This window comes from Streptomyces sp. RLA131 (assembly GCF_056270125.1).
In genome coordinates, this window is record NZ_JBWDOQ010000002.1 from 1308373 (window position 1) to 1334750 (window position 26378).

Here is a 26378-nt window from a genome sequence, read left to right on the forward strand (position 1 = left end):
TCGGGTCCATGGCCCGCCGCCCCACCACCCCCAGGTCCACCCGCCGCATGGTCAACTGGTGGCCGCCGTACCTCTTCTCGGGGGTACGGCTGCTGGAGCTGGCCGACGACTGGAGTTCGGCGCGGGTCCGGCTGCGGCTGCGTTTCTTCAACCGCAACTACGTGGGGACGCATTTCGGCGGCTCGCTCTTCGCGATGAGCGACCCGTTCTGGATGCTGCTCGTCATGAACTCCCTCGGCCGGGAGTACGTGGTCTGGGACAAGGCGGCCGAGATCGACTTCGTGTCGCCGGGCAGGGGCGATGTCTTCGCCGAGTTCAAGCTGACCCAGGACCGGCTGGAGGAGATCCGGGAGCTGACCCGGGACGGGGACAAGGCGCTCGTCTGGTTCGAGAACGAGGTGGCGGCGGCCGACGGCACGATCGTGGCGCGGGTGCGCAAGCAGCTCTACGTACGGCGGAAGCCGGTCGGCTGAGCCACGGCCGCCGTTGCCGTCGGCACTTCCGCCTGTGCGGGCGTTCCGGTCACCACTTCAGGCTCGGCTGAGCATCCGTTCCAGGACGGCGCGCTGGACGGGCTTGGCCCGGGTGTGACGCTCGCGCCCGGCGTCGGTCAGCGTGACCCGTACTCCTCGCCGGTCCTCGGCGCAGATGCCCCGGCTGACCAGGCCTTCCTTCTCCAGCCTGCCGACCAGGCGGGACAGCGCGCTCTGGCTGAGGTGGACGCGGTCGGCGAGCTCCTGGACGCGAAAGGTGCAGCCGCCGTCCTGCGGCCTGCCATCGGCGAGGATGTCGAGCACCTCGAAGTCGCTGGCGCCGAGGCCGTGCTGGTGCAGTTCGCGGTCGAGCTCACAGGCCGTGCGCGCGTGCAGGGCGAGGACCTCCCGCCACTGCTCAACGAGTGCACGCTCACTCTTCACGCCGGTCATGGCTGCACCGTACCAGAAAAAAGGTTGTCGATGCACGGGAATTAAATGCGCTTGCATTGAATGCATACGCATGGAAGTCTGTCCGCCATGACCTCTCCGCACACCACCGTCCCCGGTGCCGGTACCGGCTCCGACGAAAGGTGGAGCCCCCGCCAGTGGGGCACTCTTCTGGTGCTCTGCGCCGCCCTCTTCCTCGACGCCCTGGATGTGTCGATGGTCGGCGTCGCCCTGCCGTCCATCGCCCATGACCTCGATCTGACCACCTCCTCGCTCCAGTGGATCGTGAGCGGCTACATCCTGGGATACGGCGGCCTGCTGCTGCTCGGCGGCCGTGCCGCCGACCTGCTCGGCCGACGCCGGGTCTTCCTCGTCGCCCTCGCCGTGTTCGCCGCCGCCTCCCTGCTGGGCGGACTGGTCGACTCCGGCGAACTGCTGATTGCCTCGCGCTTCGTCAAGGGGCTGAGCGCGGCCTTCACCGCGCCCGCCGGACTGTCCATCATCACCACCTCGTTCGCCGAGGGCCCGGTCCGCAACCGGGCCCTGAGTATCTACACCACCTGCGGCGCCACCGGCTTCTCCATGGGCCTGGTGCTCTCCGGCCTGCTCACCGAGGTGGGCTGGCGCTGGACGTTGCTGCTGCCCGCACCCATCGCGGTCGCCGCCCTCTTCGCGGGCCTGCGGCTCATCCCGAGGAGCCCCCGCGAACACGGCGAGGGCCGCGGCTACGACCTGCCCGGCGCCCTCACCGGCACCGCCTCGATGCTGCTGCTGGTCTTCACCGTCGTCCAGGCGCCCGAGGCCGGCTGGACCTCCGCCCGCACCCTGGTCTCCTTCGCCGTGGTCGCCGCGCTGCTGGCGGGGTTCGTCGCGGTCGAGCTGCGCAGCGCGCACCCGCTGATCCGGCTCGGCGTGCTGCGCTCGCCGCACCAGATCCGGGCCAACATCGGCGGCGCCGCGTTCTTCGGCTCGTACGTCGGCTTCCAGTTCCTGGTGACCCAGTACATGCAGTCGCTGCTGGGCTGGTCCGCGCTGCAGACGGCGCTGGCCTTCCTGCCCGCCGGGGCGCTGGTCGCCGTCGCCTCGACCCGGATCGGGCCGCTGGTCGACCGGTTCGGCACCCCACGGGTGATCGCGGCCGGCTTCACCGCGCTCGTCGCCGGCTATGTGCTCTTCCTGCGGATCAGTCTCACCCCGCAGTACGCGGCCGTGATCCTGCCGTCGATGCTGCTGATCGGCGCGGCCTGCGCGCTGGTCTTCCCCTCGCTCAACATCCAGGCCACCAACGGAGTGGACGACCACGAGCAGGGCATGGTTTCCGGTCTGCTCAACACCTCGTTCCAGGTCGGAGGGGCCATCTTCCTCGCCGTGGTGACCGCCGTGGTCACCGCCGGCGCGGGAAGCGGCCCGGCCGGCAGCCCGCAGGCCGTGCTCGACAGCTACCGGCCCGGACTGGTGGTCGTGAGCGTGGTGGCGTTCCTCGGTCTCCTGGTCACCCTGACCGGCGTGCGGACCCGCCGTGAACCGTACGGAATCGTGGTCGCGTCCTCGACCGAGGCCACCGCGGAGCCGGCTCCGGCGGCGGCTCCGGCGGCGGCCCGCGCCGAGGCGGCGCCGGTACGCGACTGACCCCGGACGGCGGCCGGTTACCCGGATGCGATGGCCGCACTCGCGTGCGAAACTGGCCGCCACGCCGTCCAGGGGGAGGGAGCGGTGCTGTGCGCAGGCCACGTACCGGGGCCGAACGGGACGCCGCCACCGTGGAGATCGTGTTCGCGGCCCTGTCCGGGGCGATCCTGGCGGCCGCCGCGCTGGCGGCGGTCGCCAGTCCCGTACTGGCCGGTCAGGCCCATGGGACGGCGCGCCAGGGATGGCTCACCGCCGGGGTGATCGTCGCGGCCGCCGTGTTCTGCGGCCGGGTCGCGCTGGTGCTGCGGCGCTTCGAGCGGAACGCCCGTCACAAACCGAGCGAGCCGGACGAGCAGAGGCAGCCGGGCCAGTCGGGTCAGCCCAGCCAGCCGGGCCGTACCAAGCCGGACTCGTAGGCGAGGACGACCAGTTGCGCCCGGTCGCGGGCGCCGAGCTTGACCATCGTGCGGCTCACATGGGTCTTGGCGGTGAGTGGGCTGACCACCAGTCTGCGGGCGATCTCCTCGTTGGACAGGCCGATTCCGACCAGGGCCATCACCTCGCGTTCGCGGTCCGTGAGGTGCTCCAGACCCGCGGCGGCGGCCGGCTCCTTCGAGCGGGCCGCGAACTCCTCGATGAGCCGGCGGGTCACCCCCGGGGAGAGAAGCGCGTCGCCGTCCACCACCGCCCGTACCGCGCGCACCAGTTCCTCGGGTTCGGTGTCCTTGACCAGGAAGCCCGAGGCGCCGTTGCGGATCGCCTCGAAGACGTACTCGTCCAGCTCGAAGGTGGTCAGGATGACGACCCTGACGCCGGACAGCCCGGGGTCGGCGGTGATCCGGCGGGTCGCCTGCAGACCGTCCATGACCGGCATCCGGATGTCCATCAGCACGACGTCGGGGGTGAGTTCGCGGACCAGGCGCAGCGCCTCGGCGCCGTCCGCCGCCTCCGCCACGACCTCGACACCGGGCTGGGCGTCGAGCAGCGCGGCGAATCCGGCGCGGACCAGCGCCTGGTCGTCGGCGAGCAGTACCCGGATCATCGGCTCTCCTTGTGGGCGAGCGGCAGGTGGGCGACGACCCGGAAGCCGCCGTCCCGGGCCGGGCCCGCCTCGACGGTCCCGCCCAGGGCGGCGGCCCGCTCGCGCATGCCGATCACCCCGGTCCCGCTGCCGCCGCCGCTGTCACCGGTGGCGGGGCCGTCGTCCTCGATACCGAGTTCCAGGCCCGTCGGCCGGTAGGTCAGCCGTACCCGGGCGGTCCTGGAGCCGGAGTGCCGGACGATGTTGGTCAGCGCCTCCTGCACGATACGGAAGGCGGCGAGTTCCACGCCGGGCGGCAGCGGCGCCCGGCGGCCGTCCACCTCGATGCCGACGGCGAGTCCGGCGGCGGCCGCCTGCCCGGTCAGCTCGGGCAGCCGGTCCAGGCCGGGGGCGGGCGAGCGGGGCGCGGCCCCGGGCGTGCGCAGGGCGCCGAGCACCTGGCGGACCTCGCCGAGCGCCTCCTTGCTCGCCGACTTGATCACTGCGAGCGCGGCACGGGCCTGTTCGGGGCGCTCGTCGATGAGGGCGAGCGCCACGCCCGCCTGGACGTTGATGACCGAGATGCTGTGGGCCAGTACGTCGTGCAGCTCCCGGGCGATGCGCAGCCGCTCCTCGTCCGCCCGGTGCCGCTCGGCCTCGGCCCGCTCCTGGCGCAGCCGGGCGAACTGCTCCCTGCGCACGCGGACCAGCTCGGCGGCGGCGAGCAGGGCGAGCAGCCAGGCCCCGGCGCCGGAGACCTCCGTCCAGGACTCGGCGCCGTCGCTGGCGGCGAGCAGGGCAGGCCCCGGCGCCGGAGACCTCCGTCCAGGACTCGGCGCCGTCGCTGTCGGGCGGGAGCCACCGGTAGAGCCACATGGCGGCGGCCAGATAGACCGCGTAGGCCACCGCCGCGACGATGACGACGGCGCGGCGGTGGCCGGCCGCGAGCGCGGCGAAGTAGGCGACGACCAGCCCCACGAAGACCGGGCCGTACGGATAGCCGAGTGCCACGTAGGCCAGGGTGACGGCCGAGACGCCCGCGGCCACGCCGACCGGGGCGCGGTGCCGCAGGACCAGCAGGGCGGGGCCCAGCAGGACCAGCAGATAGCCGAGGACGTCGACATGGACGCGGCCGGTGTGCCGGTGGTTCGCGGCGCTGGTGCCTGCCACTTGGAACGCGGCGATGGCCAGCGAGGAGCCCCAGGGGTGGCGTTGGCCCGCCTGTCGGGTCTGCCCCCACCACGGCGGGACCGCGCCCGGCCGCGGTGGCCGGCTGTCGTCCGTCATGCGGCCACGCTAGACCGGGGCCGCGGCCTTGGGCGTCCGCCGCCGGGGGTGACCGTGGCTACTCCGCCGGGAGTATCGGGTCCTGTCTGATCCCGGCCTGGTGGGCGAGGGCGGCGGCGTTGTGGTCGAAGAACTCGTCGCGGGCGTCGACCACGTTGTTGAACTGGCCGAAGACCTCGAAGCTGACCAGGCCGAAGAGCTGGGCCCAGACGGCGACGAGCCCCGGCACCGCAGCAGTCGGCAGGTCACGGTCGAGATTCTTCACCAGCCGCCACGCGTCGGCCCGTACCGCCTCGGGGAGCTGGCCGGCCGCGAGGTCCGGGACCGCCAGGGCGCCGGTGGCATGGGCGCCCTCGGCCACGGCGATCAGGGCGAGGCCCACCCGGGAGGCGGGGCCGATGGTGTCCAGCGGCGCGGTGTACCCGGGCACGGGCGAGCCGTAGATCAGCGCGTACTCATGCGGATGAGCCAGCGCCCAGACCCGTACGGCCCGGCAGACGGCGGTCCAGCGGCGGACCGGATCCTCCTGTTCCGCCTGGGCGAGGGCGCGCTCCGCGGCCTCGCCCAGCGCGTCGTACGCATCGACGATCAGGGCGGTCAGCAGATCGTCACGGCTCGCGAAATAGCGGTAGAGGGCGGAGGAGACCATGCCGAGCTCCCGGGCGACGGCCCGCAGCGACAGCCGCGCCGCCCCCTCGGCGATGAGCTGGCGGCGCGCCTCCTCCTTGATGGCGGTGGTCACTTCGATACGGGCACGTTCCCTGGCTCCACGGATCACACTCATGGGACCAGTGTGCCACCGATCGGAGCGACGACCAATAATCAGATCGGTGCTCTTGTTTTTGCCGACGAGGAGTGCAACACTGCTCTTACGCGAGAGCGCCGATCACAAATTCAGGGAGAGACGCCATGTCGTCCGAGCAGCATGTGATGAAGCCCGGCTGGTTCACCGTCAACGTCCTGAACCGCTGCGTGGCCTGGCTGACCCGCCGGGGGCTCAGCGTCTGGGGCTCCCGGGTGCTCGCCGTACGCGGCCGCAAGAGCGGCGAATGGCGCCGCACCCCGGTCAATGTGCTGACCTACGAAGGAGATCGGTATCTGGTCGCACCGCGCGGTCATGTGCAGTGGACGCACAACATGCAGGCCGCCGGCGGCGGTCAGCTCCTGCTCGGCAGGAAGGTCGAGGAGTTCACGGCGATCGAGGTCGCCGACGACGACAAGGTGGACCTGCTGCGGGCCTATCTCAAGCGCTGGAAGGCGGAGGTCGGCGTCTTCTTCGGCGGCGTCGGGCCGGACTCCTCGGACGAGGAGCTGAGGGCGATCGCCCCCAGACACCCCGTCTTCCGGATAACCGCCGTCAGCTGAAGGTCACGGAGACCTTGGTGAATCCCAGCGAGGTGAGCAGCTGCTGAAGCATCGAGCGGGTGTTGCCCTCGGCCCGTTTGCCGAGCCCGCTGTCCTTCGCGGCTGCCTGGATCTTGTCGGCGGCGAGCGACTGCACCTGCTTCTGCTGGTCGGGATTGGACGAGAAGAAGTCGGTGAGCCGGTCGAAGAAGCCCCGCTCCTGGGCCACGACGTAGGAGCGCTTGGGGTCCAGCGAGGTGCGCTCCAGGCTGGCGTGCGGCAGCCGGACGGTCGCCGAGGTGCGGTCGTCGGAGACCTTCACCGCGTTGTCACCCAGCTTTCCGAAGTCGACATAGGCGTCGACGCTTCCGGCACCGACATAGAGCGTGCGCCTCCCGCGCACCGCGTCGGGAAGGAACTTGGCGTCCTTTTCCAGGTCCACCACGATCTGGAAGTTGCCGCTGGCACCCTCGAAGCGGCTCATGTCCTTGATCGACTTGAGCAGCGCGGGGCCGCTCCGGTCCTTGGTCTCCTCCGCGAACGGGTTGGGCAGACCCGGAATCAGGTCCGCCTTGGCGACGATGACGAGCAGTCCGGCGAGTACGAGCAGTCCGGCGACGAGCCGGGCCCACCTGGGCATCCGGCCGGCATCGTTGCGTTGGGGCATGGTTTCGGCACCTCCTGGAGGGTGTGTGCCCCCGAACGTCCCTTCTAAGAGCGGTCAGTTCAACAGCTCTGTCACGGTTGGCCACCCAGCCGGTCACGGCCGGTTCGCATCCGGCTCATTTCGGACTCACGGCCGGTCCATGGCAGCCAGCGCACGGCGGGCCAGCGGATGGGTCCGCACCATCTCGGCGAGCGAACTCGACCCCCGCACAATCCTGGCGAAGGCGTTCCACGCGGGCGGAAAGGTGGTGAGCACGGCATGCAGCAGACCCGGGCGCTTCTCGAAGAGGGCCATCATCCGCCGCCCCACGCCCATTTCGACTCCCAGGCCGGCCTTGACCGCGAAGGCGTAGTTGAGCGCCTGGCGCCGGGCGTCGACCGCGTCATGGGCCTCGGCGATGCGCACCGCCCACTCCCCCGCCAGCCGGCCGGAGCGCAGCGCGTACGAGATGCCCTCCCGGGTCCAGGGCTCCAGCAGGCCCGCCGCGTCGCCGCAGACCAGCACCCGGCCCCGGGACAGGGGCGAGTCGTCCGAGCGGCAACGGGTCAGATGGCCCGAGGAGATGCTCGGCTCGAAGCCGGCCAGGCCCAGGCGGGCCACGAAGTCGTCGAGATACCGCTTGGTCGCTCCGCCCTCACCCCGGGCGGAGATCACACCGACGGTGAGCGAGTCGCCCTTGGGGAAGACCCAGCCGTAACTGCCGGGCAGCGGGCCCCAGTCGATGAGCACCCGGCCCGCCCAGTCCTCGGCCACCTCCGGCGGCACCGGAATCTCGGACTCCAGCCCCAGGTCGACCTGGTCCAGTTTCACCCCGACATGGGCGCCTATCCGGCTGGCGCTGCCGTCCGCCCCCACCACGGCACGGGCAAGCACGGTCTCGCCGTCGCCGAGGACCACCGCGACGGTGCGGCGGTCCGGGACGGCCGGCCCGTGCTGCTCCACCCGGGAGACCGCCGTGCCGGTGCGCAGCACGGCCCCGGCGCGCTGGGCGGCCTCGACGAGCCCGGCGTCGAACTCCGAACGGTTGATCAGCCCGAAGAGCATCTGCCGCGAGCGCTTGGTGCGCACCATCCTGCCGTTGAGACTGAAGGTCACCGCGTGCACCCGGTCGCGCAGCGGAAGCTCGAAACCGGGCGGGAGCGCGTCCCGGGACGGCCCGATGATGCCACCGCCACAGGTCTTGTAGCGGGGCAGTTCGGCCTTCTCCAGGAGCAGCACACGGCGCCCCGAGGTCGCCGCCGCATAAGCCGCCGAAGCCCCTCCGGGCCCGGCGCCGACCACCACGACATCCCAGACCTCGGTCTGCTCGGCGGCTTCCTCGTTCTCCGCCGAACCGCTGTCCTGGGCCCCTTGCTCGCTGCTCACGTGTGATTCCGCTCCCGATCGACCCGCCGGCTGCCGTCGCCCCTGCTCAGCCGCATCCTATTGCGCGTTACCCGGTGGTTTGCCTGTGGCACCATCGATCACGACCGACCTGGTCCACGAACACCGCGTTCGCAGGCCGCACCCACAAGGAGCGCTCATGACCGCCGCCCCGCCCGACAACCCCCTCGCGGAGACCGTCGCCGCCCTGATGCCCCGGGCCCGCACCGAGTTGGCCGAGCTGGTGTCGTACCGGTCGGTGGCGGACCCCCGGCAGTTCCCCAGGAGCGAGTGCGAGGACGCCGCGCGCTGGGTCGCCACCGCGCTGGAGGCCGAGGGCTTCCAGGATGTGGCCCTGCTCGACACCCCGGACGGCACGCAGTCGGTGTACGGATACCTGGCGGGGCCCGAGGGAGCACCGACGGTGCTGCTCTACGCGCACTACGACGTGCAGCCGCCGCTGGACGAGGCGGCATGGATCTCGCCGCCCTTCGAGCTGACCGAGCGCGACGGCCGCTGGTACGGGCGGGGCGCGGCCGACTGCAAGGGCGGCCTCATCATGCACCTGACCGCGCTGCGGGCGCTCCGCGAGCACGGCGGGGTGCCGGTGAACGTCAAGGTCATCGCGGAGGGTTCGGAGGAGCAGGGCACCGGCGGCCTCGAACGCTACGCCGAGGCCCACCCCGAGCTCCTCACGGCTGACACGATCGTCATCGGCGACACGGGCAACTTCCGGCTGGGCCTGCCGACGGTCACCGCGACGCTGCGCGGCATGGTGCTGGTGGAGGTCAGGGTCAGTACCCTGGAGGGCAATCTGCACTCGGGCCAGTTCGGCGGCGCGGCACCCGACGCGCTCGCCGCGCTGATCCGGATCCTGGGCTCCCTGCACGACGAGACCGGGACGGCGACCGTAAGCGGGCTCGGTGCCGACGGGACCTGGGAAGGTCTCCAGTACCCGGAGGAGGACTTCCGCGGCGATGCCAGGGTCCTGGACGGCGTCGGTCTGGTCGGCACCGGCACGGTGGCCGACCGGGTGTGGGCCCGCCCGTCCGTGACCGTCCTCGGTATCGACGCCCCGCCCCTGGTGGGTGCCACTCCGTCGGTGCAGGCCGTCGCCGGCGCTCTGGTGAGCCTGCGCGTCCCGCCGGGAACCGACTCCCAGCAGGCCGCGAAGGCGCTCACCACCCACCTGGAAGCGGCGGCCCCCTGGGGAGCCCGCGTCGAGGTCACCCAGCGCGGCAGCGGCGAGGCGTTCCGCGCCGACACCTCCAGCCCCGCCTACGCCGCCATGGCCCGGGCCATGCGCGCCGCGTACGGCAAGGAACTGGAGATCGCGGGCCAGGGCGGCTCGATCCCGCTCTGCAACACCCTGGCCACGCTCTACCCGGAGGCGGAGATCCTGCTGATCGGGCTCAGCGAGCCCGAGGCGCAGATCCACGCCGTCAACGAGAGCGTCTCCCCCGAGGAGCTGGAGAAGCTCTCCCTGGCGGAGGCGCTGTTCCTGCGGAACTACGCCGATGACGAACGGTCCGAGTAGCCGGCCACGGGGATACGGGGGCAGTTCTCCGCCTTGCGATGCACCGCCCCCGGCACACCTCCCGGCGGTAGCCGGGGCAGCCGCGGGACCCGCTCTCCGGGCGGCCGGCGCTGCTTCCACAACACCGTCTAGGGCCAATGCCGTTGCCTTTGCTGTAGGCGTACTGTGCTTGGCAGTTCGTCCCGGGGGTGGTTCGGATGGCTGCGAGTGTGTCTGACTTATCGGGTCTCGGCCTGTTGACCTGGGTGTATCCGCCAGGCTTGGTGGACCGGGTGGTGACGGCGTGCGGCCGTGCCGAGCGACGTCAGCGGCTGCTTCCCGCGCGGCTGGTGGTGTACTTCGTGCTGGCGTTGGCCCTGTTCTCACCTGCCCCGTATCTGGAAGTGATGCGCCATCTCGTCGAGGGCTTGCGGGGCTCGGGGCTGCTGGGCAACTGGCGTGTTCCGGCGAAGTCCTCGCTGTTCAGGGCCCGGCAGCGGCTGGGCTCCGAGCCGCTGCGGGTGCTGTTCGCCACGACCGCGAAGCCGATGGCGACCGAGGCGACGCCCGGCGCGTTCTGGCGGGGCTTGCGGCTGCTCGCCGTCGACGGCACGTGCTGGGACGTCGCGGACAGTGAAGCCAACGAGACTGCCTTCGGACGTCCGGGCAGTGGCCGCGGGTCGGGCAGGAGCGCGTTTCCGCAAGTGCGGATGGCAGCTCTGGTGGAGATCGGCAGCCATGCGGTGCTGGACGCGGAACTGGCCGGCTGCCGCACCGGGGAAGTCACTCTGGTAGGCCGCCTGCCGCGTTCGACCGGCCCAGGTCAGCTGGTCCTGGCCGACCGTGGGTTCCTTGGCGTCCCGTTGTGGCAGGCGTTCACCGCCACCGGCGCCGACCTGCTGTGGCGGGTGCCCGCCAACCGCGTCCTGCCCGTCACCAAACAGTTCCGCGACGGGTCATGGCTCTCACACATCAGAGCGAGCGGCGGCCCGGCCCGCAAGGAGCCGGTTGTGGTCCGTGTCCTGGCCTACCGGCTCAAGGACCGGGCCGGTGAGGGTGAGACCGACGACTATCGCCTGGTCACCAGCCTGCTGGACGCCCGACGGTATCCTGCCCGGCAGCTGGCCGCGCTCTACCGCGAACGCTGGGAGATCGAGTCCGTCTTCGCCGAGATCAAAACCCATCAGCGTGGCGCACGCGTCGTGCTCAGCAGTAAAACACCCGACGGTGTTCACCAGCAGATCTGGGCACACCTGCTGGTCCACCACGCTCTGCGGGAACTCATGCTGAGAACGGCTGCCACACGTGGCCTGGACCCTGACCGGGTCTCCTTCACCGAAACGCTGCGCTCTGCCCGGCGCAGCGTGACCGTCACGCCGGGCAGTTTTTCCCCCTGACCTCCTGGTCAGAGCACTGGTGATGCTCGAGCAGGACCTCCTGGAACGGCTCCTGCCCGTCAGACGCCTCCGCAGCCAGCCCCGCGTGGTGAAACGCAAGATGTCCAACTACCGCCTCAAGCGAACTGAACACCGTTCCTGGCCACAGCCGACCCGCACCGGACCTCAAGCGGTCCTCATCACAAGACCCCAGCCCGCAAGCCCGTAACGCAACGGCATTGCGGCTAGGGCCGGTCATGGTACCGGCCGACCGGGACGCCGGCTTCGAGGTTGAGGACGGTGGCGCGCTCACGGGCGCGCAGGGCCCACCGGAGCCGGGACAGCCGGACCGGGGGCAGCATGTCGGCGGCCTCGTCCTCGGTCGCGAAGCGCCAGCCGCGCAGTTCGGCGCCGGGCAGCAGCAGACGCCCGGCGTCGGCGGCGGTCAGCCGGCCGCCGTCGAACAGCAGCCGGAGACCGCCGTATCCGGGGGGACTCGGCGGTTCCCAGTCGACGACGAGCAGCCGGGGGACGGCGTCCAGTTCCAGCCCCAGTTCCTCGGCGACCTCGCGCATGCCCGCCCGGGCCGGGGGCTCGCCGCGCTCCACGACTCCGCCGGGGAACTCCCAGCCGGGCTTGTAGGTCGGGTCGACCAGCAGCACCCGGTCGTCCTCGTCGAAGAGCAGCACTCCGGCGGCCAGGGTCTCGGCGGTCGGCTCGGGGGTCTGCACGATGTCACAGGCCCCCGCTCCGGCCCGGACCGCCTCGGCGATCCGCTCGGCGGTCCGCCGTGGGGTGAGCGCGCCCGTGTCGATGGTGTGCGCGTCGGCGGTGAGCCAGGGCAGTGCCTGCTGGTAGGCCGAGAGATGGCCCAGACACCAGTTGCGTACCGAGGCGCTGGCCTCGGGGTCGCCGGGGAACTCCTCGCGCTGCTCGATCCGCTCGCGCAGGATCGTTTCCTCAGCATGCAGCAGCAGGTGTCTCACGGGGATCCGGCGAGACGCGAGGCCGCCGAAGATCTCATCGCGATGGCCCTGCCGCAGCAGGGCCATCGGTGCGATCAGCGGGCCGCCGACCTCGGTCAGCACGGCCGCCGCCGTGTCGACGACGAGCCGCCTCCAGGACGGCAGGTCCTGGTAGTCCGAGACCTCCCCGAGCCGTTTCTCCGGCAGCAGCAGCCGCAGCCCGCTGCCTATCAGTTCCGGGTCGTAGAGCACGCTGCCCGGTATCAGGTCGAGCAGTTCGCGTGCCGCGGTGGTCTTGCCCGCGCCAAAGGTGCCGTTGAGCCAGACGATCACGGTGCCCCCTCTTCCGTAGCCCCCTACGAATTGCCCGGATCATCGGCGTCGGCAAACGCGGGGCTCCGGCCGGGCACCCCACTGGGGGCACTCCACTGGGGGCACTCCCCCGGCTACCGCCGGCTGGGGGCACCCCCACCCGGCGGTAGCCGGGGGAGCCGCGGGACCCGCCCTCCGGGCGGCCGGCGCTACTTCTAAAACACGGCCTATGCCCTGAACGCCGCCAGGTCCAGCGACTGGGCGGCCGCTGCCGCGGCTCCCACCAGCCCCGCGTCCGTACCGAGCCCGGCGGGGACGACCTCGATTCCGGAGGCGAAGGACAGAGTGGCGTAGCGGGCGAGATGGGCTCGAAGGGGGTCGAAGAGCAACGGACCGGCGCCGGCGACGCCGCCGCCTATGACGACGATGCCGAGCTCGACCAGACTGGCTGTGGCGGCGATACCGGCGGCCAGGGCCTGGGCCGCGCGGTCGAAGGAGGCCAGGGCGAGCGGGTCACCGTCGCGGGCCGCGTCGGCGACCGCCGCGGCCGTGGCGGTCGCCCCGGGAGCGGGCCGCCAGCCGCTGTCGAGGGCACGGCGGGCGATGTTGGGACCGCTGGCCAGGCGCTCCACGCAACCGCGCGAGCCGCAGGGGCAGAGGTCGCCGTCGAGGTCGACGCTGATGTGGCCGATGTGCCCCGCGTTGCCCGTCGGCCCGGCATGCAGGACTCCGCCCAGCACCAGGCCGCCGCCGACCCCGGTCGAGACGACCATGCACAGGGCGTTGTCATAACCGCGCGCCGCGCCGAGCCAGTGCTCGGCGGCGGCGATGGCGACCCCGTCCCCGGTCAGGACGACGGGCAGCCCGCCCGCCGCCGCGGTCACCCCGGCCACCAGCGGGAAGTCCCGCCAGCCGGGGACGTTCACCGGGCTGACGGTGCCCACCGAGGCGTCGACCGGCCCCGCGCTGCCGATGCCCAGCGCGACGACGTCCGCCCAGCGGGGGTCGGCCCGCAGCTCCCCCACCACCTGCTCGACGGCCCGCATCACGGTGGCCCCGTCCTCCTGGGCCGGGGTCGGCCGCAGAGCCCGTACCAGGAGCCGCCCGCCCGGGTCCACGAGCGCACCGGCGATCTTCGTACCGCCGATGTCGAGGGCGGCGACCAACGGCGGCCCGGGCTCGGCTGGCGCCTGGGAGGAGGCGGTCGGATCGGCGGTCGATTCGGTACGCATGGCGGTAGTCTCACCCTTTGTTGACAACGTTGTCCAGCCCCTAGGATCCGCCCGTGACCGAGATCCCGAACAGCGTGCCCACCGTCCGCCCCACCATGAAGGACGTCGCGGCCCGGGCCGGCGTCGGCCTGAAGACCGTCTCCCGCGTCGTCAACGAGGAGGCCGGGGTCACCGAGGAGACCATCGCCCGCGTGCAGGCCGCGATCGACGCGCTCGGCTTCCGCCGCAACGACAGCGCGCGGCTGCTGCGCAAGGGCCGCACCGCGAGCATCGGACTGGTCCTCGAAGATCTCGCCGACCCGTTCTACTCCCCGCTCAGCCGCGCCGTCGAGGACCTCGCCAGGGGTCACGGGACGCTGCTGTTCACCGGCTCCAGCGCGGAGAACGCCGGACGCGAGCAGGAACTGGTCCTCGCCTTCTGCGCCCGCCGCGTCGACGGCCTCGTGATCGTCCCGGCCAGCGACGACCACCGCTACCTCGAACCCGAGATCGCGGCCGGCGTCGCCACGGTCTTCGTCGACCGGCCGGCCGGCCGGATCGACGCGGACGTGGTGCTCAGCGACAACGCCGGCGGTACGCGCGACGGCGTCGCGCATCTCGTCGCCCACGGCCACCGCCGCATCGGCTTCATCGGCGACCAGCCGCACATCCACACCGCCGCGGAGCGGCTGCGCGGCTACCGCGAGGCGATGGCCACCGCCGGGCTGCCCGTGCACGACGGCTGGGTGTCGCTCGGGCCGACCGGGCCGGACCGGGTACGGGCGGAACTGGACCGCATGCTGTCCGGGCCGGAGCCGGTGACGGCGCTGTTCGCGGGCAACAACCGCATCACGGTGACCGCGGTTCGCGTCCTCTACGACCTCCCGCGACAGGTCGCCCTCGTGGGCTTCGACGACTTCGAGCTCGCCGACCTGCTGCGCCCCGGCGTCACCGTCGTCGCCCAGGACCCCGGCGAGCTCGGCCGTACCGCCGCCCGTCTGCTCTTCCGCCGCCTCGACGGCGCCGCGGGCCCCCCGACCCGCGTCGAACTCCCCTGCCGGCTCATCCCCCGAGGCTCCGCCGAGCTCGCGCCCCCGGCGTGAGCGGGTACGCGTTCCATGTGCCCCGGGAGCCGGCGCCGGGGCCCCTCCCGGGTCGGACGGCGACGGGCCCCCGGTGGTCGTAACAGGACCTCCACCGAGCGCCGGCCGCGAGGAGACCTGGGAGGGGGCGTGCCGGGGTGCTCCCCGCAAGCGACGAGCGAGCATCCCGGGTCCGACCTGAAAGTGCCCGCGTCGCGAGCGCTGAGGAGAGCGGCCCGGTGCGACACCGACCCCCGCCCAGGCGTGAGCTACGCGGGGGCCGTGCTGGCGCGCGGGACGAGTTCGGGGACCTCGATGCGGACGTCCTGCGGGGTCGCGCCGGCGATCACGTCCAGGAGGCTCCGGACGGCCTGCCTGCCGTGCTCGGGCACCCGGCGGCTGACGGCGGTCAGGGCCGGGCGGACCAGCCGGCACAGGGCGTTGTCGTCCCAGGCGACGATGGAGAGGTCGGCCGGGACGTCGAGGCCCATTTCCTGGGCGACGCCGAGGCCGGCGACGGCCATCACGTCGTTGTCGTAGACGATGGCCGTGGGCCGGTCGCCGCTGGACAGCAGGCGCCGGGTGGACTGGGCGCCGCCCTCCGCGGAGTAGTCCGCGCCGAGCGTCACCGGGTCCAGGCCCAGGCCGGCGGCGGCCTGGTCGAAGGCGTCGGAGCGTTCGCGGGTGTGGACGAAGCGGGCGGGTCCGGCGACCCGGGCGACGCGCCGGTGGCCGAGGGCGTTCAGATAGCCGAGGACGTCCCGCATCGCGGCGGCGTCGTCGATCCAGACGGAGGGCAGCCCCGCGGTGCCGCCGGCGTGGCCGACGACGACGGCGGGGAGTCCGAGTTCCCTGACGACGCCGGGGCGGGGGTCGTCCTCGCGCAGGTCGACCAGGATCACGCCGTCGACGCGGCGTTCGCCCCACCAGCGGCGGTAGGCGGCCAGCTCGGCCTCGGCGTCCTCGGTGGCCTGGAGCAGCAACGCGGTTCCGGTGCGGCTCAGTTCGGCTTCGATGCCGGCGATGAGCTGCATGAAGAAGGGCTCGATGCCGAGCACCCAGGCGGGCCGGTCGATGACCAGGCCGACCGCTCCGCTGCGCCCTTCGGTGAGGGCGCGGGCCGCGCTGGAGGGGTGCCAGCCGAGCCGGTCGGCGATCTCCATGATCCGCCGCCGGGTCTGTTCCGAGACCCCGGGTTTGCCGTTCAGCGCGTACGAGACGGCACCCTTGGAGACACCTGCCGCGCGTGCGATGTCGGCGATGGTGGGTGGCTTCACCTGGGCCTCTCGTCCGTGAGTGGTGTGAACCGGTTCATGAATCCGCCCGGAGACTGCATTGTGTACCAGCCCAGACGTCGGTCATGTCAACTTAACCGGTTCATTTTCCTACCGACCGAGCCGTTGACGTCCGGCAGCGGCCGTTTTGCCGGTGCCTCGCCGCGGACCCGTTGACATGACGCTGGTGAAACGATTCGATTCCTCTGACCACGAGGATCAGGAAGGGGACCATTCATGCCGCTGACCGACATGCCGCTGGAGGAACTGCGTGCGTACCGGCCCGCGATAGCCGAGCCGGACGACTTCGACGACTTCTGGTCGAAGACTCTCGCCGGTGCCCGCGACGCCGCGGCCGGGCCGGCCGAGTACCGGCGCGTCGAGGACTCCGCGCTCGCCACGGTCGAGGTGTTCGACGTGCGCTTCCCGGGCTGGGGCGGCCAGCCCGTCGCCGCCTGGCTGCTGCTGCCGCGCGGTGCGACCGGCCCGCTGCCCGGCGTCGTCACCTACATCGGCTACAGCGGGGGCCGTGGCCTCCACCACGAGCACCTTCTCTTCAGCGCCGCCGGCTACGCCCACCTCGTGGTCGACAGCCGTGGCCAGGGCCACGACACCCCCGACCCGGACCCGGTGCCGGGCACGCAGTTCGTCGGCGGCTACATGACCCGCGGCGTCGAGGACCCGGAGCACTACTACTACCGGCGTCTGATGACGGACTGCGTGCGTGCCGTGGACATCCTGCGCGAGCATCCCCTGGTGGACCCGGCCCGCGTCGTCGTCTCCGGCGGCAGCCAGGGCGGCGGTCTGGCCCTGTCCGTCGCCGGGCTCGCCGGTGACACGGTCGCCGCCGCGCTCGTCGACGTGCCCTTCCTGTGTCACTACCGGCGCGGGGCGGACACCGCCGGCGACGGGCCCTACTCCGAACTCGTCCACTATCTGAGCGTGCACAAGCGGATCGACCCCGATCTGGTCTTCTCCACGCTCAACTACTTCGACGGCGTCCACTTCGCGCCGCGCGCCACCGCCCCGGCCCTGTTCAGCGTGGGGCTGATGGATCCGATCTGCCCGCCGTCCACCGTCTACGCGGCGTACAACCGCTATGCCGGCGAGAAGGACATGCGCGTCTGGCAGTTCGGCGACCACGGCGGCGGCCGCGGCTCCCAGCCGTACGAGCAGTTGCTGTGGCTGCGCGAACACGGTCTGGGACCCGCCTGAACGCCCGCCTGAACGCCTGCCTGATCGCCTGCCTGACGCCCGCCTGAACGCGGGTCAGCAGGTGGGCAGGCCGGTCAGCGGCTGGTCGCTGGCGCTTCCCTGGATGAACACCACGCTGATCCAGACGCCGCTGTTGCCCTTGTCGTCGTCGGTCCTGGCCCACCACAGGCTGGTCACCGCGCCACGGGTCACCCGGCGGCCCTGGTCGGACTGGCAGAAGAAGGGGTGGGCGCCCTTGCCGACCCTGCCGACCTTGGTGCCCGCGTCGTCGTAGGACTTGGCGCCGTGCACCAACGTGCAGGTGTACGTGCCGTCCCCGGCGGCCGTACAGGCCGGGGCGGGGGCCGTGCTCGCCGGGCGCGTCGTGGTAGGCGAGGCCCCGGCTCCGGCCCCGGCTCCGGTGACGGGCGCGCTGTCGGGGCTCGCGCCGGGCTGGGCCCCGGCGGTGCCGCCCTCTCGGGCGGCGCCGGTCGGCGTGGCCCCGGGCTCGGCGGCGCCGCCCGCGCCGGCCGGCGCGACCTGTCCCGCGGTCTTCCGGGCGGACGCAGCCGGGCCGGCGGTTCCCGCGCCGACCGGTACGGACCGGGCGGCCGGAACGGCCGGCTTCCGCCCGTGGGCGGCTGTCGGGGCCTGTCCGGTGCCTCCGCCGACGAGGGCGAGCACGGTTGCGGCGACGGCCAGCACCACGCCGACGGCGGTCACGGCGACAACGACGCGGCGGCGGCGCGCGGCGCGGGCCTGTCCGGGCGGATGCCGCGGCGCGGCCGCGGGCGGCGGCGCGGAGGGGCCGGGCAGCGGGTCCGGTACCGGCGGGCCGGGCCGGGGTTCCGGACCGTCACCCGCGGGGGCGGCCACGGCCCCGGACGCGGGCCGCACGGCGGCGGGCGGGGTGACGAGTGCCACGGGGCCGCCGGGCGTCTCCTCCCGGGCCGACGCGACCGCCCGCAGCAGATCGCGGGCCTGCTCGGCGTCCGGGCGGGCCTCGGGGTCCTTGTCCATCAGCTGCCGCAGCACCGCGGTCAGCGGTCCGGCGTGGCGCGGATCCGGCATCGGCTCGCTGATGATCGCGGTCAGCGTCGGCCAGGTCGCGCTGCGCTGGAAGGGCGAGGTGCCCTCCACCGCCGCGTACAGGGTCGCGCCGAGCGACCAGACGTCGGACGGCGGGCCGGGCCGGTGGCCCTGGGCCCGCTCGGGCGCCATGTACTCCAGGGAGCCGAGCAGCACGCCGCTCTGGGTCATCCGGGCGGCGGACGCGTCGCCGCCCTCGTCGACGGTGGCGATGCCGAAGTCGCTGAGCACCACCCTGCCGTTCCGGTCGAGCAGGATGTTGCCGGGTTTGACGTCCCGGTGGAGTACGCCGGCGCGGTGGGCGGCTGCGAGCGCGTCGGCCACCTCGGCGCCGACGGCGGCCGCCCGGTACGGGTCCAGGTTCCCCTCGGTGCGGAGCAGGTCGGCCAGGGAGGGGCCGTCGACCAGTTCCATCACGATGATCGGGCGGCCCTCGTGCTCGGTGACATCGTGCACGGCGACCACGCCGGTGTGCCGGATCCGGGCGGCCGCGCGTGCCTCCCGCTGCATCCGGCCGCAGAGTAAGCGGAGTTCGGGACCGCCGGTGTCGGTGAAGGTGCGCGGTTCCTTGACGGCGACCTCGCGGCCGAGCACCTCGTCGAGGGCCTGGCACACCGTTCCCATGCCGCCTCTGCCGAGCTCCCGGATCACCCGGTAACGGCCTGCCAGCAGTCGGCCCGCGTTCCGCCCGTCGCCACCAGGTACCACTGTTCCCCGCCCACCTGTTGCACGTTCAATTGTCCGTGGAACAGACAGACTAGGGCCTGTCCGGGCTGCCCGGACAGGGCAAAGGTCAGTTCGCCGCGGGCCGGCCGGCCAGGGCGTCGAGTTCGGCGCGCGCCAGCCCCGCCGCGGCCGTGACCTCGGCCGCGTCGAGCGCGCCGGAGTCCAGGCCGCGCAGCAGATAGCCGCTCAGCGCCCGGGCGGTGGCGGGCTCGTCCATGATGTCGCCGCCCGCCTTGGCGACGTAGGCCGCCAGCCGGGCGGCGGCGAGGGCGAAGCCCTCCCGGTAGAAGGCGTAGACGGCGGCGTAGCGGGTGGGCAGGTGAGCGGGGTGCATGTCCCAGCCCTGGTAGTAGGCCCGGGCGAGGGAGCGGCGCACCAGGCCGTAGTGGAGCCGCCAGGCGTCGTGGACCCGGTCGGCGGGTCCGACGGGCAGGACGTTGGTGGAGCCGTCGGACAGGCGCACCCCGGTGCCGGCGGCGGCCACCTGCATGACGGCCTTGGCGTGGTCGGCGGCGGGGTGGTCCATGGACTGGTGGGCGGGGCTGACTCCGCAGGCGGCGCTGTAGTCGAAGGTGCCGTAGTGCAGGCCGGTGGCGCGGCCTTCGGCGGCGTCGATGAGGCGGGCCACGGTGGCGGTGCCGTCGGGGCCGAGGATGGCCTGGGTGGTCTCGATCTGGATCTCGAAACCGATCCGGCCGGCGGTGAGGCCGCGTGCCTTCTCGAACTCCTCGCAGAGCCGCGCCATCGCGGTGACCTGCTGCGGGAAGGTGACCTTGGGGAGGGTGAGGACGAGTCCGTCCGGCAGGCCACCGGTGTCCGTCAGGGCGGTGAGGAAGAGGTCGAGGGTACGGATGCCGCGGTCCCGGACCGCGGCCTCCATGCACTTCATGCGGATGCCGACGTACGGGGGCGCGGAGCCCCGCGCGACGGCCGCCGCGACGGTCCGGGCGGCCGCGACGGCGGCGGCGTCCTCCTCGGCGTCCGGGCGTGGTCCGTAGCCGTCCTCGAAGTCGATACGGAGGTCCTCGACGGGTTCGCGCTCCAGCTTGGCGCGCACCCGGTCGTGGACGGGGCCGGCCAGGTCCTCGGGGAGCCCGAGGATCCGGGCCAGCGCCCCGGCGTCGGGGGCGTGTTCGTCCAGCGCGGCCAGGGCGCGGTCGCCCCAGGCGCGTACGGTGCCGGCGGCGAAGGCGTCGGCGGGTACGTAGACGGTGTGCACGGGCTGGCGGGTGCCGGGGTCGCCGGGGTAGCGGCGGGCGAGTTCGGCGTCGACCCCGGCGAGGGAGGCACCGATCCGCGTGCGGACCGAGTCCGCGAGCGATGTCCCGGCCATGCCACCCTCCAAGGCTTCAACAAAACGTTGATCGAAAGCTAGTGCCCGCTCCGGGCGGGCGTCAACGAACCGTCCCGGCCCACAGGTGGGTGAAGGGCACCACGTAGACCGTGATCGCGAGCAGCAGCCGGTCTCCGACCAGGGCGCCCCTGGAGTGCCGGGGCCACGGGATCCGCCGGGCCGCCGGGGCGGCGGTCAGACCGAAGGGGCCGGCGGCGCGGCTGCGCAGCGCGGGGTCGGCGGTGGCTGCGAGCAGCAGCGCGGCGCGGGCGGTGGGGGTGAGGGCGCGGGGCCCGCCGGATGGCAGGTCGAAGGGGGCGGGGGCGCCGGGCGGCCGGGCCGCGTAGCGCTCCAGGTACAGGTGCCAGCGGGACTCCCAGGCGTCGGTGACCGGCGGGCCCACGGCCTCGTCACGCTCCTCGCGGGCCCGGTCGGCGGCGGCCTGGGCGGCGAGGTCCTCGGTGAGGACGGCCAGGATCCGTTCCGGGTCGGCGGCCCCCAGGGTCCGTACGGGCAGGGTGTCGAGGCGGGACGGCCAGGCGCGGGTCCGGCCCAGTTCCAGGGCGATGTCGGAGGGGCCGTCGACGGCGGAGGCGGCGAACCCGCGTTCCAGGCGCTGCGCGGAGGCCACTCCGGCGTCGGCGAGGGCCCGCAGGTCGTCGGCGGTGATCTCCAGCTCCTCCGGGACGCCGCCGAAGTGTCCGTGGACGGCGGGCGGCCGCACGCCGAGCGTGCCGGCGACGCGGCCGAGCAGGGCGCGCTGCCGTTCGCGGTCCTCGTCGTCGTCCGGCGGCCCGGCGCCGTCGTTCTGCTCGTCGTCGGGGTCGCCGAAGCCGTCGAGTTCGAGGACGAACGCGGTGCCGGAGTCGTGCACCACGACGCAGGAGCCGCCCGGCTCCCACGCGTCGTCGGCCTCGGGCACGGCGGCGCCCGCCGCCGTCAGCAGTTGGGGGTCGGAGCCGGCCGCCGTCAGCAGCCGGGCCGCCGCGCGCACCGCGGCCGCCGAGCGGACCGGGTCGAGCACCGCGCAGTCCTGCGCCGTGACCTCCAGCGCCAGTGCCGGACCGTCCGGGTCCCGGCCGGGGCGTATGAGGCGTACGGCGGCCTTGGCGCGTTCGACCCAGGCGCCGTCGGTGCCGGGCCGGGCGCTGCGGCGGCGCAAGGGCCAGGCTGCGAGGGCGAACAGGCCCGCCGCGACGGCCGCGCCGACGCCCCAGGCGACCGAGGCGGAGGTGAAGGCGACCTGACCGCCGATCAGGAGGAACGCCACCAGGGCCCTGGGCGCGGTCGCGGGGCCGCCGGTGGCGGGGTCGGACCAGAGTTCGGCCGCGCGCGGCAGCCAGGTGTATGCGGGCAGCCGGCTCCCGGCCTGCGCGGGCTCGTTCGTCACGCGCGCATCCTCACATGTGATCCTGTACGCGCAAAGGCCCCCTCCTTCGCAGGCGGGGGCCTTGGGCGCCGGACCGGGTCAGCCCTTGCGGGCCTTGATCTCCTCGGTCAGCTGGGGGACGACCTGGAAGAGGTCGCCGACGACGCCGTAGTCGACGAGGTCGAAGATCGGGGCCTCGGCGTCCTTGTTGACCGCGACGATGGTCTTCGAGGTCTGCATGCCGGCGCGGTGCTGGATGGCGCCGGAGATGCCGTTGGCGATGTAGAGCTGCGGCGAGACCGACTTGCCGGTCTGGCCGACCTGGTTGGTGTGCGGGTACCAGCCGGCGTCCACGGCGGCGCGGGAGGCGCCGACGGCCGCGCCGAGGGAGTCGGCCAGCGACTCGATGACGTGGAAGTTGTCGGCGCCGTTGACGCCACGGCCGCCGGAGACCACGATCGCGGCCTCGGTCAGCTCCGGACGCCCGGTGGACTCGCGGGGGGTGCGGGCGGTGATCCTGGTGCCGGTGGCCAGCGCACCGAACTCCACGTTCAGCGGCTCCACGGTACCGGCGGCGGCAGCGGGCTCGACCGGGGCGGAGTTGGGCTTGACGGTGATGACCGGCACGCCCTTGCTGATCCGGGACCTGGTGGTGAACGCCGCAGCGAACGCGGACTGCGTGGCCACCGGGCCCTGCTCGCCGGCCTCGACGTCGACGGCGTCGGTGATGACGCCGGAGCCCAGGCGCAGCGCCAGGCGGGCGGCGATCTCCTTGCCCTCACCCGAGGACGGGATCAGCACGGCGACCGGTGAGACGGCGGCGACCGCGGCCTGGAGGGCGTCGACCTTGGGCACGACCAAATAGTCGGTGAACTCGGCGGCGTCGGCGGTCAGGACCTTGACCGCGCCGTGCTCGGCCAGCACGGGGGCGGCGGTGTCGGCGCCGGCGCCCAGGTGGACGGCGACGGGCTCGCCGAGGCGGCGGGCGATGGTGAGCAGTTCGAGGGTCGGCTTGCGGACGGCACCGTCCACGTGGTCGACATAGACGAGGACTTCACCCATGGGAATCGTTCTCCTGCGAAAAGTGTGAGGGGGCGGCGGCGGGCAACGGCCCAGGGGCTAGATGAACTTCTGCGAAGCAAGGAACTCCGCGAGCTGCTTGCCGCCCTCGCCCTCGTCCTTGACGATCGTTCCGGCGGTGCGCGCCGGGCGGGCCGTGGCGTCCTCGACCGCGGTCCAGGCACCTTCGAGGCCGACCTCGGCCGCGTCGATGTCCAGGTCGGACAGGTCCAGGGCCTCCACCGGCTTCTTCTTGGCCGCCATGATGCCCTTGAAGGAGGGGTAACGCGCCTCGCCGGACTGGTCGGTCACCGACACCAGCGCGGGCAGCGAGGCCTGCAGGGTCTCGCTGGCGGCGTCGCCGTCGCGGCGGCCGGTCACCACGCCGTCCTGCACCGCGACCTCGGAGAGCAGGGTGACCTGCGGGACGCCCAGGCGCTCGGCCAGGATCGCCGGGAGGACACCCATGGTGCCGTCGGTGGAGGCCATGCCGGTGACGACCAGGTCGAAGCCGGCCCGCTCGATGGCCTTGGCCAGCACCAGAGAGGTGCCGAAGACGTCGCTGCCGTGCAGCGCGTCGTCCTCGACGTGGATGGCCTTGTGGGCGCCCATCGACAGCGCCTTGCGCAGCGCGTCCTTGGCGTCCTCCGGGCCCACCGTCAGCACGGTGATCTCGGCGTCGTCGGCGGCCTCGGCGATCTGCAGGGCCTGCTCGACGGCGTACTCGTCGAGTTCGGACAGCAGGCCGTCGACCGCGTCCCGGTCGGTGGTCAGGTCCTCGGCGAAGTGGCGGTCGCCCGTGGCATCGGGCACGTACTTCACTGCGACTACGATCCTCAAGCTCACGCCTGCACTCCTACTGCATCGGCTTCGTCGGCGACTGCCCTGTAAGGGCAGCATAGGCGCCTGTGACGGCGGCTCCCGGCGGGGACGCCTCAGCGGGCCCCGACGGTTATATTACTCGCCAGTACACCCAGCTCCTTCCCCGTACGCAAGCACGGTGAACTGTGATGTACCCGACGCCGGGAGCCGGCGACGCCTCAGTGACGCAGTGCGTTGAAGCCACCCTGGTGGTACAGGAGGGGACGGCCGGGCCCCTCGGGGTCGCCGGCGATCGCCTGGGCGACGACGATGCGATGGTCGCCGGCGGGTATCCGGGCCACGACGCGGGCGACCAGCCAGGCCGAGACGTCGTCGAGCAGCGGCACCCCGTGCGGGCCGCCGTGCCAGGCGGTGGACGGCCCGAAGCGGTCGGCGCCGCTGCGGGCGAAGGTGGCGGCCACGTCCTGCTGATGCTCGCCGAGTATGTGGATGCCCACGAAGGGCGCCTCGGCGAGCGTGGGCCACGCCGAGGCGCCGGTGCTGATCCCGAAGGACAGCAGCGGCGGCTCCGCCGACACCGAGGTGAGGGAGGTCGCGGTGAACCCGACGGGGCGGGCGCCGGGCGCCGTGATGACGGCGACACCGGCGGCATGGCGCCGGAAGACCGAGCGGAAGGTGGCTGAGTCGAAGACAGTGGTGGAACCGACGTCGGTCGAGGCAGTCATGGAATTGTCCTTCTGGAGCGGTGGTGCCGGAGGCGGCGAGCTGTCGTCTGGGGCGCTCACTGGCCCGGACAGCGCGCGCTCGCATGCCGACCGAGGTCAACGTCCGCTCGTGCGTACAGAAGGGGGTCACGCGACATAACGTCAGAGTGACGATCCGCCATGTACTCCGTCAAGACCGGCCCGCGATGTGGGACCGCCGTCACGGCCCGCGCCGGGTTCATACCGCGGCGCCCAGCGCCGCGATGACGTCCGCCTTCCGCGGCTGCCCGACCGCCCGGCGCACGATCGTCCCGTCGGCGTCCAGCACCAGCACGGTCGGCGTTTTGAGGACGGCCAGACGGCGTACGAGATCCAGACGCGCCTCGGCGTCGATCTCCACATGGACCACCCCGCCGACCATGGCGGCCACCTCGCCGAGGGTGCGCCGGGTGGCCCGGCACGGCGAGCAGAAGGCGCTGGAGAACTGCACCAGCGTCGCCCGCTCGCCCAGCGGGCCGCCGATCTCGTCCGCCGTCAGCCGCTGTGCGCCGTCCTTGGCCCGCACCCGGATCCTCCCCTGACGCCGCTGGTGCAGCAGGCCGTAGATCCCGGCCGCCGCCAGTACCGCGACGCACACCACCAGTCCTGTCATACCGTCCCGTCCTCCTGCCCCCGTCCAGCGTTCATACGACCGCAATGATTCCCGGGGGTACTGACTCCGGCCGATCCGCAATCATTGCGGGCATGAGCATCGATGCCCGCGGCCCGCGTTTCGCCGCGACCCTGACCGCCGTCGTCCTGGCCGCCGTACTGATCACCGGCAGCGGCCTGCTGCTGGCGGTGCAGGCACTGGTCTTCGCCGTCGGCGCCGCGGCCGGTGTCCAGAAGTCACCGTACGGCCTGCTCTACCGCACCGTCGTGCGCCCCCGGCTGGGCCCGGTGACCGAGACCGAGGACCCGGCGCCGCCGCGCTTCGCGCAGGCCGTGGGCCTGTTCTTCGCCCTGATCGGGCTGGCCGGCTACTTCGCGGGGCCGCAGTGGCTGAGCCTGGCGGCGACCGGCGCCGCGCTCGCCGCCGCCTTCCTCAACGCGGCGTTCGGCTACTGCCTGGGATGCGAGGGGTATCTGCTGCTGCGCCGCGCCACGGCACGGCGCGGCAGCACCGCATGACGTGATGAGAATCTCCCTCGATGTCGGGCACGCGAGGTGACACGGCAGCCGTTTACGGGGCACGATCAGCCCGCGACCTGAAACCTACGGCCGCGTAACTTCCGCCGGGGCACCATCCCCAGAAGAGAAGCAGGGACCCCGACATGGCCGAACTGGTCTACCCACCTGTCATCGGACTTGCCCGCACCATGTTCAAGGTGCAGGGACTGCGCTTCGACATCGGCGGTACCGAGAACGTCCCCCGCAAGGGCGGGGCGCTGCTGGTGAGCAACCACATCGGTTACCTCGACTTCGTCTTCGCCGGGCTCGCGGCGCTGCCGGCCAAGCGGCTGGTGCGCTTCATGGCCAAGGAGTCGGTGTTCCGGCACAAGGTGTCGGGTCCCCTCATGCGCGCCATGAAGCACATCCCGGTGGACCGCTCCGAGGGTATGCACGCCTATGCGCACGCGCTGGACGCCCTGCGTTCGGGTGAGATCATCGGCGTCTTCCCCGAGGCCACGATCTCCCAGTCCTTCACCCTCAAGTCCTTCAAGTCCGGTGCTGCCCGGCTCGCCATGGAGGCCGGCGTACCCATGCTGCCCGTGGCCCTGTGGGGCACCCAGCGGCTGTGGACGAAGGGGCACGCGCGCAACCTGGGCCGCAGCGGCTTCCCCGTCACCATCCGGGTCGGCGAGCCGATGAGCCCCCTGGAGAGCGAGAAGCCGGGCGCCCTCACCCGCCGTCTGCGGCTGCGCGTCCAGGAGCTGCTGGAGGACGCGCAGCGCGCCTACACCGGCCGCCCGAACACCCCCGAGGACACCTGGTGGCTGCCCACCCACCTCGGCGGCACCGCGCCCACCCCCGAAGAGGCCGCCGCCATGGACCGCGAGGCCGCGGCCCGCTGACCGGCTGATCCGCTGATCCGCTGACCGGCTACGAACGGGCCGGGCCCAGCGGCCCGGTG

The 26378-nt window shown here is 72.8% G+C and carries 26 protein-coding genes; 10 read left to right on the forward strand and 16 right to left on the reverse strand.

Going from position 1 to position 26378, the window contains the following annotated elements; all coding sequences use genetic code 11:
• The first annotated feature begins 8 nt into the window (after positions 1 to 8).
• The gene (locus RWE79_RS06875; RefSeq protein ID WP_475939118.1) at positions 9 to 473 is read left to right on the forward strand and encodes a DUF4442 domain-containing protein; all 465 of its coding nucleotides are present in this window, start codon (positions 9 to 11) and stop codon (positions 471 to 473) included.
• A gap of 57 nt (positions 474 to 530) precedes the next feature.
• On the opposite strand, the gene RWE79_RS06880 is transcribed toward RWE79_RS06875, so the two are convergent.
• The gene (locus RWE79_RS06880; RefSeq protein ID WP_475939119.1) at positions 531 to 926 is read right to left on the reverse strand and encodes a MarR family winged helix-turn-helix transcriptional regulator; all 396 of its coding nucleotides are present in this window, start codon (positions 924 to 926) and stop codon (positions 531 to 533) included.
• A gap of 87 nt (positions 927 to 1013) precedes the next feature.
• Here RWE79_RS06880 and RWE79_RS06885 point away from each other — a divergent pair, with 87 nt between their 5' ends.
• The gene (locus RWE79_RS06885; RefSeq protein ID WP_475939120.1) at positions 1014 to 2552 is read left to right on the forward strand and encodes an MFS transporter; all 1539 of its coding nucleotides are present in this window, start codon (positions 1014 to 1016) and stop codon (positions 2550 to 2552) included.
• An 89-nt stretch (positions 2553 to 2641) separates the two neighbouring features.
• Positions 2642 to 2968 (forward strand): DUF6332 family protein, encoded by a 327-nt coding sequence (locus RWE79_RS06890; RefSeq protein ID WP_475939121.1) that lies wholly within the window; start codon positions 2642 to 2644, stop codon positions 2966 to 2968.
• On the opposite strand, the gene RWE79_RS06895 is transcribed toward RWE79_RS06890, so the two are convergent.
• The 3 genes from RWE79_RS06895 to RWE79_RS06905 form a co-directional block, all read right to left on the reverse strand.
• The gene (locus tag RWE79_RS06895; protein ID WP_475939122.1) at positions 2929 to 3594 is read right to left on the reverse strand and encodes a response regulator transcription factor; all 666 of its coding nucleotides are present in this window, start codon (positions 3592 to 3594) and stop codon (positions 2929 to 2931) included. The genes RWE79_RS06890 and RWE79_RS06895 overlap by 40 nt on opposite strands.
• Entirely contained in the window at positions 3591 to 4274 is a 684-nt protein-coding gene (locus RWE79_RS06900; RefSeq protein WP_475939123.1) for a sensor histidine kinase, read from the reverse strand. The genes RWE79_RS06895 and RWE79_RS06900 overlap by 4 nt, the downstream gene beginning before the upstream one ends.
• A 644-nt stretch (positions 4275 to 4918) precedes the next feature.
• Complete coding sequence (locus RWE79_RS06905; protein WP_475939124.1) at positions 4919 to 5644, reverse strand: TetR/AcrR family transcriptional regulator; 726 nt, start codon at positions 5642 to 5644, stop codon at positions 4919 to 4921.
• Between the two features lie 125 nt (positions 5645 to 5769).
• Here RWE79_RS06905 and RWE79_RS06910 point away from each other — a divergent pair, with 125 nt between their 5' ends.
• Positions 5770 to 6225, forward strand: coding sequence for a nitroreductase family deazaflavin-dependent oxidoreductase (locus RWE79_RS06910; protein ID WP_475939125.1), 456 nt, complete (start codon positions 5770 to 5772; stop codon positions 6223 to 6225).
• Here the strand turns inward: RWE79_RS06910 and RWE79_RS06915 are convergent.
• Both RWE79_RS06915 and RWE79_RS06920 read right to left on the reverse strand, forming a co-directional pair.
• Complete coding sequence (locus RWE79_RS06915; RefSeq protein ID WP_475939126.1) at positions 6218 to 6871, reverse strand: DUF4230 domain-containing protein; 654 nt, start codon at positions 6869 to 6871, stop codon at positions 6218 to 6220. The genes RWE79_RS06910 and RWE79_RS06915 overlap by 8 nt on opposite strands.
• Positions 6872 to 6997: 126 nt before the next feature.
• Positions 6998 to 8155, reverse strand: coding sequence for a geranylgeranyl reductase family protein (locus tag RWE79_RS06920; protein WP_475945646.1), 1158 nt, complete (start codon positions 8153 to 8155; stop codon positions 6998 to 7000).
• 238 nt (positions 8156 to 8393) lie between these two features.
• On the opposite strand from RWE79_RS06920, the gene RWE79_RS06925 reads away from it, so the two are divergent.
• Both RWE79_RS06925 and RWE79_RS06930 read left to right on the forward strand, forming a co-directional pair.
• Complete coding sequence (locus RWE79_RS06925; RefSeq protein ID WP_475939127.1) at positions 8394 to 9770, forward strand: M20/M25/M40 family metallo-hydrolase; 1377 nt, start codon at positions 8394 to 8396, stop codon at positions 9768 to 9770.
• A gap of 197 nt (positions 9771 to 9967) precedes the next feature.
• The gene (locus RWE79_RS06930; protein WP_475938055.1) at positions 9968 to 11146 is read left to right on the forward strand and encodes an IS4 family transposase; all 1179 of its coding nucleotides are present in this window, start codon (positions 9968 to 9970) and stop codon (positions 11144 to 11146) included.
• Positions 11147 to 11370: 224 nt separating this feature from the next.
• On the opposite strand, the gene RWE79_RS06935 is transcribed toward RWE79_RS06930, so the two are convergent.
• On the reverse strand, positions 11371 to 12423 hold the full coding sequence (locus RWE79_RS06935; RefSeq protein ID WP_475939128.1) for an NUDIX hydrolase: 1053 nt from the start codon (positions 12421 to 12423) through the stop codon (positions 11371 to 11373).
• 206 nt (positions 12424 to 12629) lie between these two features.
• Complete coding sequence (locus RWE79_RS06940) at positions 12630 to 13634, reverse strand: ROK family protein (RefSeq protein WP_475939129.1); 1005 nt, start codon at positions 13632 to 13634, stop codon at positions 12630 to 12632.
• A gap of 95 nt (positions 13635 to 13729) precedes the next feature.
• On the opposite strand from RWE79_RS06940, the gene RWE79_RS06945 reads away from it, so the two are divergent.
• Positions 13730 to 14716: a LacI family DNA-binding transcriptional regulator gene (locus tag RWE79_RS06945; protein ID WP_475945648.1), complete on the forward strand. Its 987-nt coding sequence runs from the start codon at positions 13730 to 13732 to the stop codon at positions 14714 to 14716.
• A 248-nt stretch (positions 14717 to 14964) separates the two neighbouring features.
• Here RWE79_RS06945 and RWE79_RS06950 read toward each other — a convergent pair whose 3' ends face one another.
• Entirely contained in the window at positions 14965 to 15972 is a 1008-nt protein-coding gene (locus RWE79_RS06950) for a LacI family DNA-binding transcriptional regulator (protein WP_475939130.1), read from the reverse strand.
• A gap of 234 nt (positions 15973 to 16206) precedes the next feature.
• Here RWE79_RS06950 and RWE79_RS06955 point away from each other — a divergent pair, with 234 nt between their 5' ends.
• A complete protein-coding gene (locus RWE79_RS06955) occupies positions 16207 to 17184 on the forward strand; it encodes an acetylxylan esterase (protein ID WP_475939131.1) in 978 nt (325 codons plus the stop codon).
• 54 nt (positions 17185 to 17238) lie between these two features.
• Here the strand turns inward: RWE79_RS06955 and RWE79_RS06960 are convergent, their stop codons facing one another.
• The 7 genes from RWE79_RS06960 to RWE79_RS06990 all read right to left on the reverse strand — a co-directional run bounded on the left by RWE79_RS06960 (position 17239) and on the right by RWE79_RS06990 (position 24917).
• The gene (locus tag RWE79_RS06960; protein ID WP_475939132.1) at positions 17239 to 18876 is read right to left on the reverse strand and encodes a serine/threonine-protein kinase; all 1638 of its coding nucleotides are present in this window, start codon (positions 18874 to 18876) and stop codon (positions 17239 to 17241) included.
• A gap of 169 nt (positions 18877 to 19045) precedes the next feature.
• Entirely contained in the window at positions 19046 to 20311 is a 1266-nt protein-coding gene (locus RWE79_RS06965) for a DUF6986 family protein (RefSeq protein WP_475939133.1), read from the reverse strand.
• Between the two features lie 61 nt (positions 20312 to 20372).
• The gene (locus tag RWE79_RS06970; RefSeq protein ID WP_475939134.1) at positions 20373 to 21701 is read right to left on the reverse strand and encodes a hypothetical protein; all 1329 of its coding nucleotides are present in this window, start codon (positions 21699 to 21701) and stop codon (positions 20373 to 20375) included.
• A 78-nt stretch (positions 21702 to 21779) separates the two neighbouring features.
• A complete protein-coding gene (locus RWE79_RS06975) occupies positions 21780 to 22742 on the reverse strand; it encodes an electron transfer flavoprotein subunit alpha/FixB family protein (protein WP_475939135.1) in 963 nt (320 codons plus the stop codon).
• A gap of 57 nt (positions 22743 to 22799) precedes the next feature.
• Positions 22800 to 23585 carry an electron transfer flavoprotein subunit beta/FixA family protein gene (locus RWE79_RS06980; protein ID WP_475939136.1) on the reverse strand — a complete coding sequence of 262 codons (786 nt, stop codon included), beginning with the start codon at positions 23583 to 23585 and terminating at the stop codon, positions 22800 to 22802.
• Positions 23586 to 23779: 194 nt separating this feature from the next.
• Positions 23780 to 24286 (reverse strand): flavin reductase family protein, encoded by a 507-nt coding sequence (locus RWE79_RS06985; protein ID WP_475939137.1) that lies wholly within the window; start codon positions 24284 to 24286, stop codon positions 23780 to 23782.
• Between the two features lie 217 nt (positions 24287 to 24503).
• Entirely contained in the window at positions 24504 to 24917 is a 414-nt protein-coding gene (locus RWE79_RS06990; RefSeq protein WP_475939138.1) for a TlpA family protein disulfide reductase, read from the reverse strand.
• A 92-nt stretch (positions 24918 to 25009) separates the two neighbouring features.
• On the opposite strand from RWE79_RS06990, the gene RWE79_RS06995 reads away from it, so the two are divergent.
• Together RWE79_RS06995 and RWE79_RS07000 are read left to right on the forward strand one after the other, a co-directional pair.
• Positions 25010 to 25435 carry a DUF4395 domain-containing protein gene (locus tag RWE79_RS06995; protein ID WP_475939139.1) on the forward strand — a complete coding sequence of 142 codons (426 nt, stop codon included), beginning with the start codon at positions 25010 to 25012 and terminating at the stop codon, positions 25433 to 25435.
• 143 nt (positions 25436 to 25578) lie between these two features.
• Positions 25579 to 26319: a lysophospholipid acyltransferase family protein gene (locus tag RWE79_RS07000; protein WP_475939140.1), complete on the forward strand. Its 741-nt coding sequence runs from the start codon at positions 25579 to 25581 to the stop codon at positions 26317 to 26319.
• Positions 26320 to 26378 lie beyond the last annotated feature (59 nt).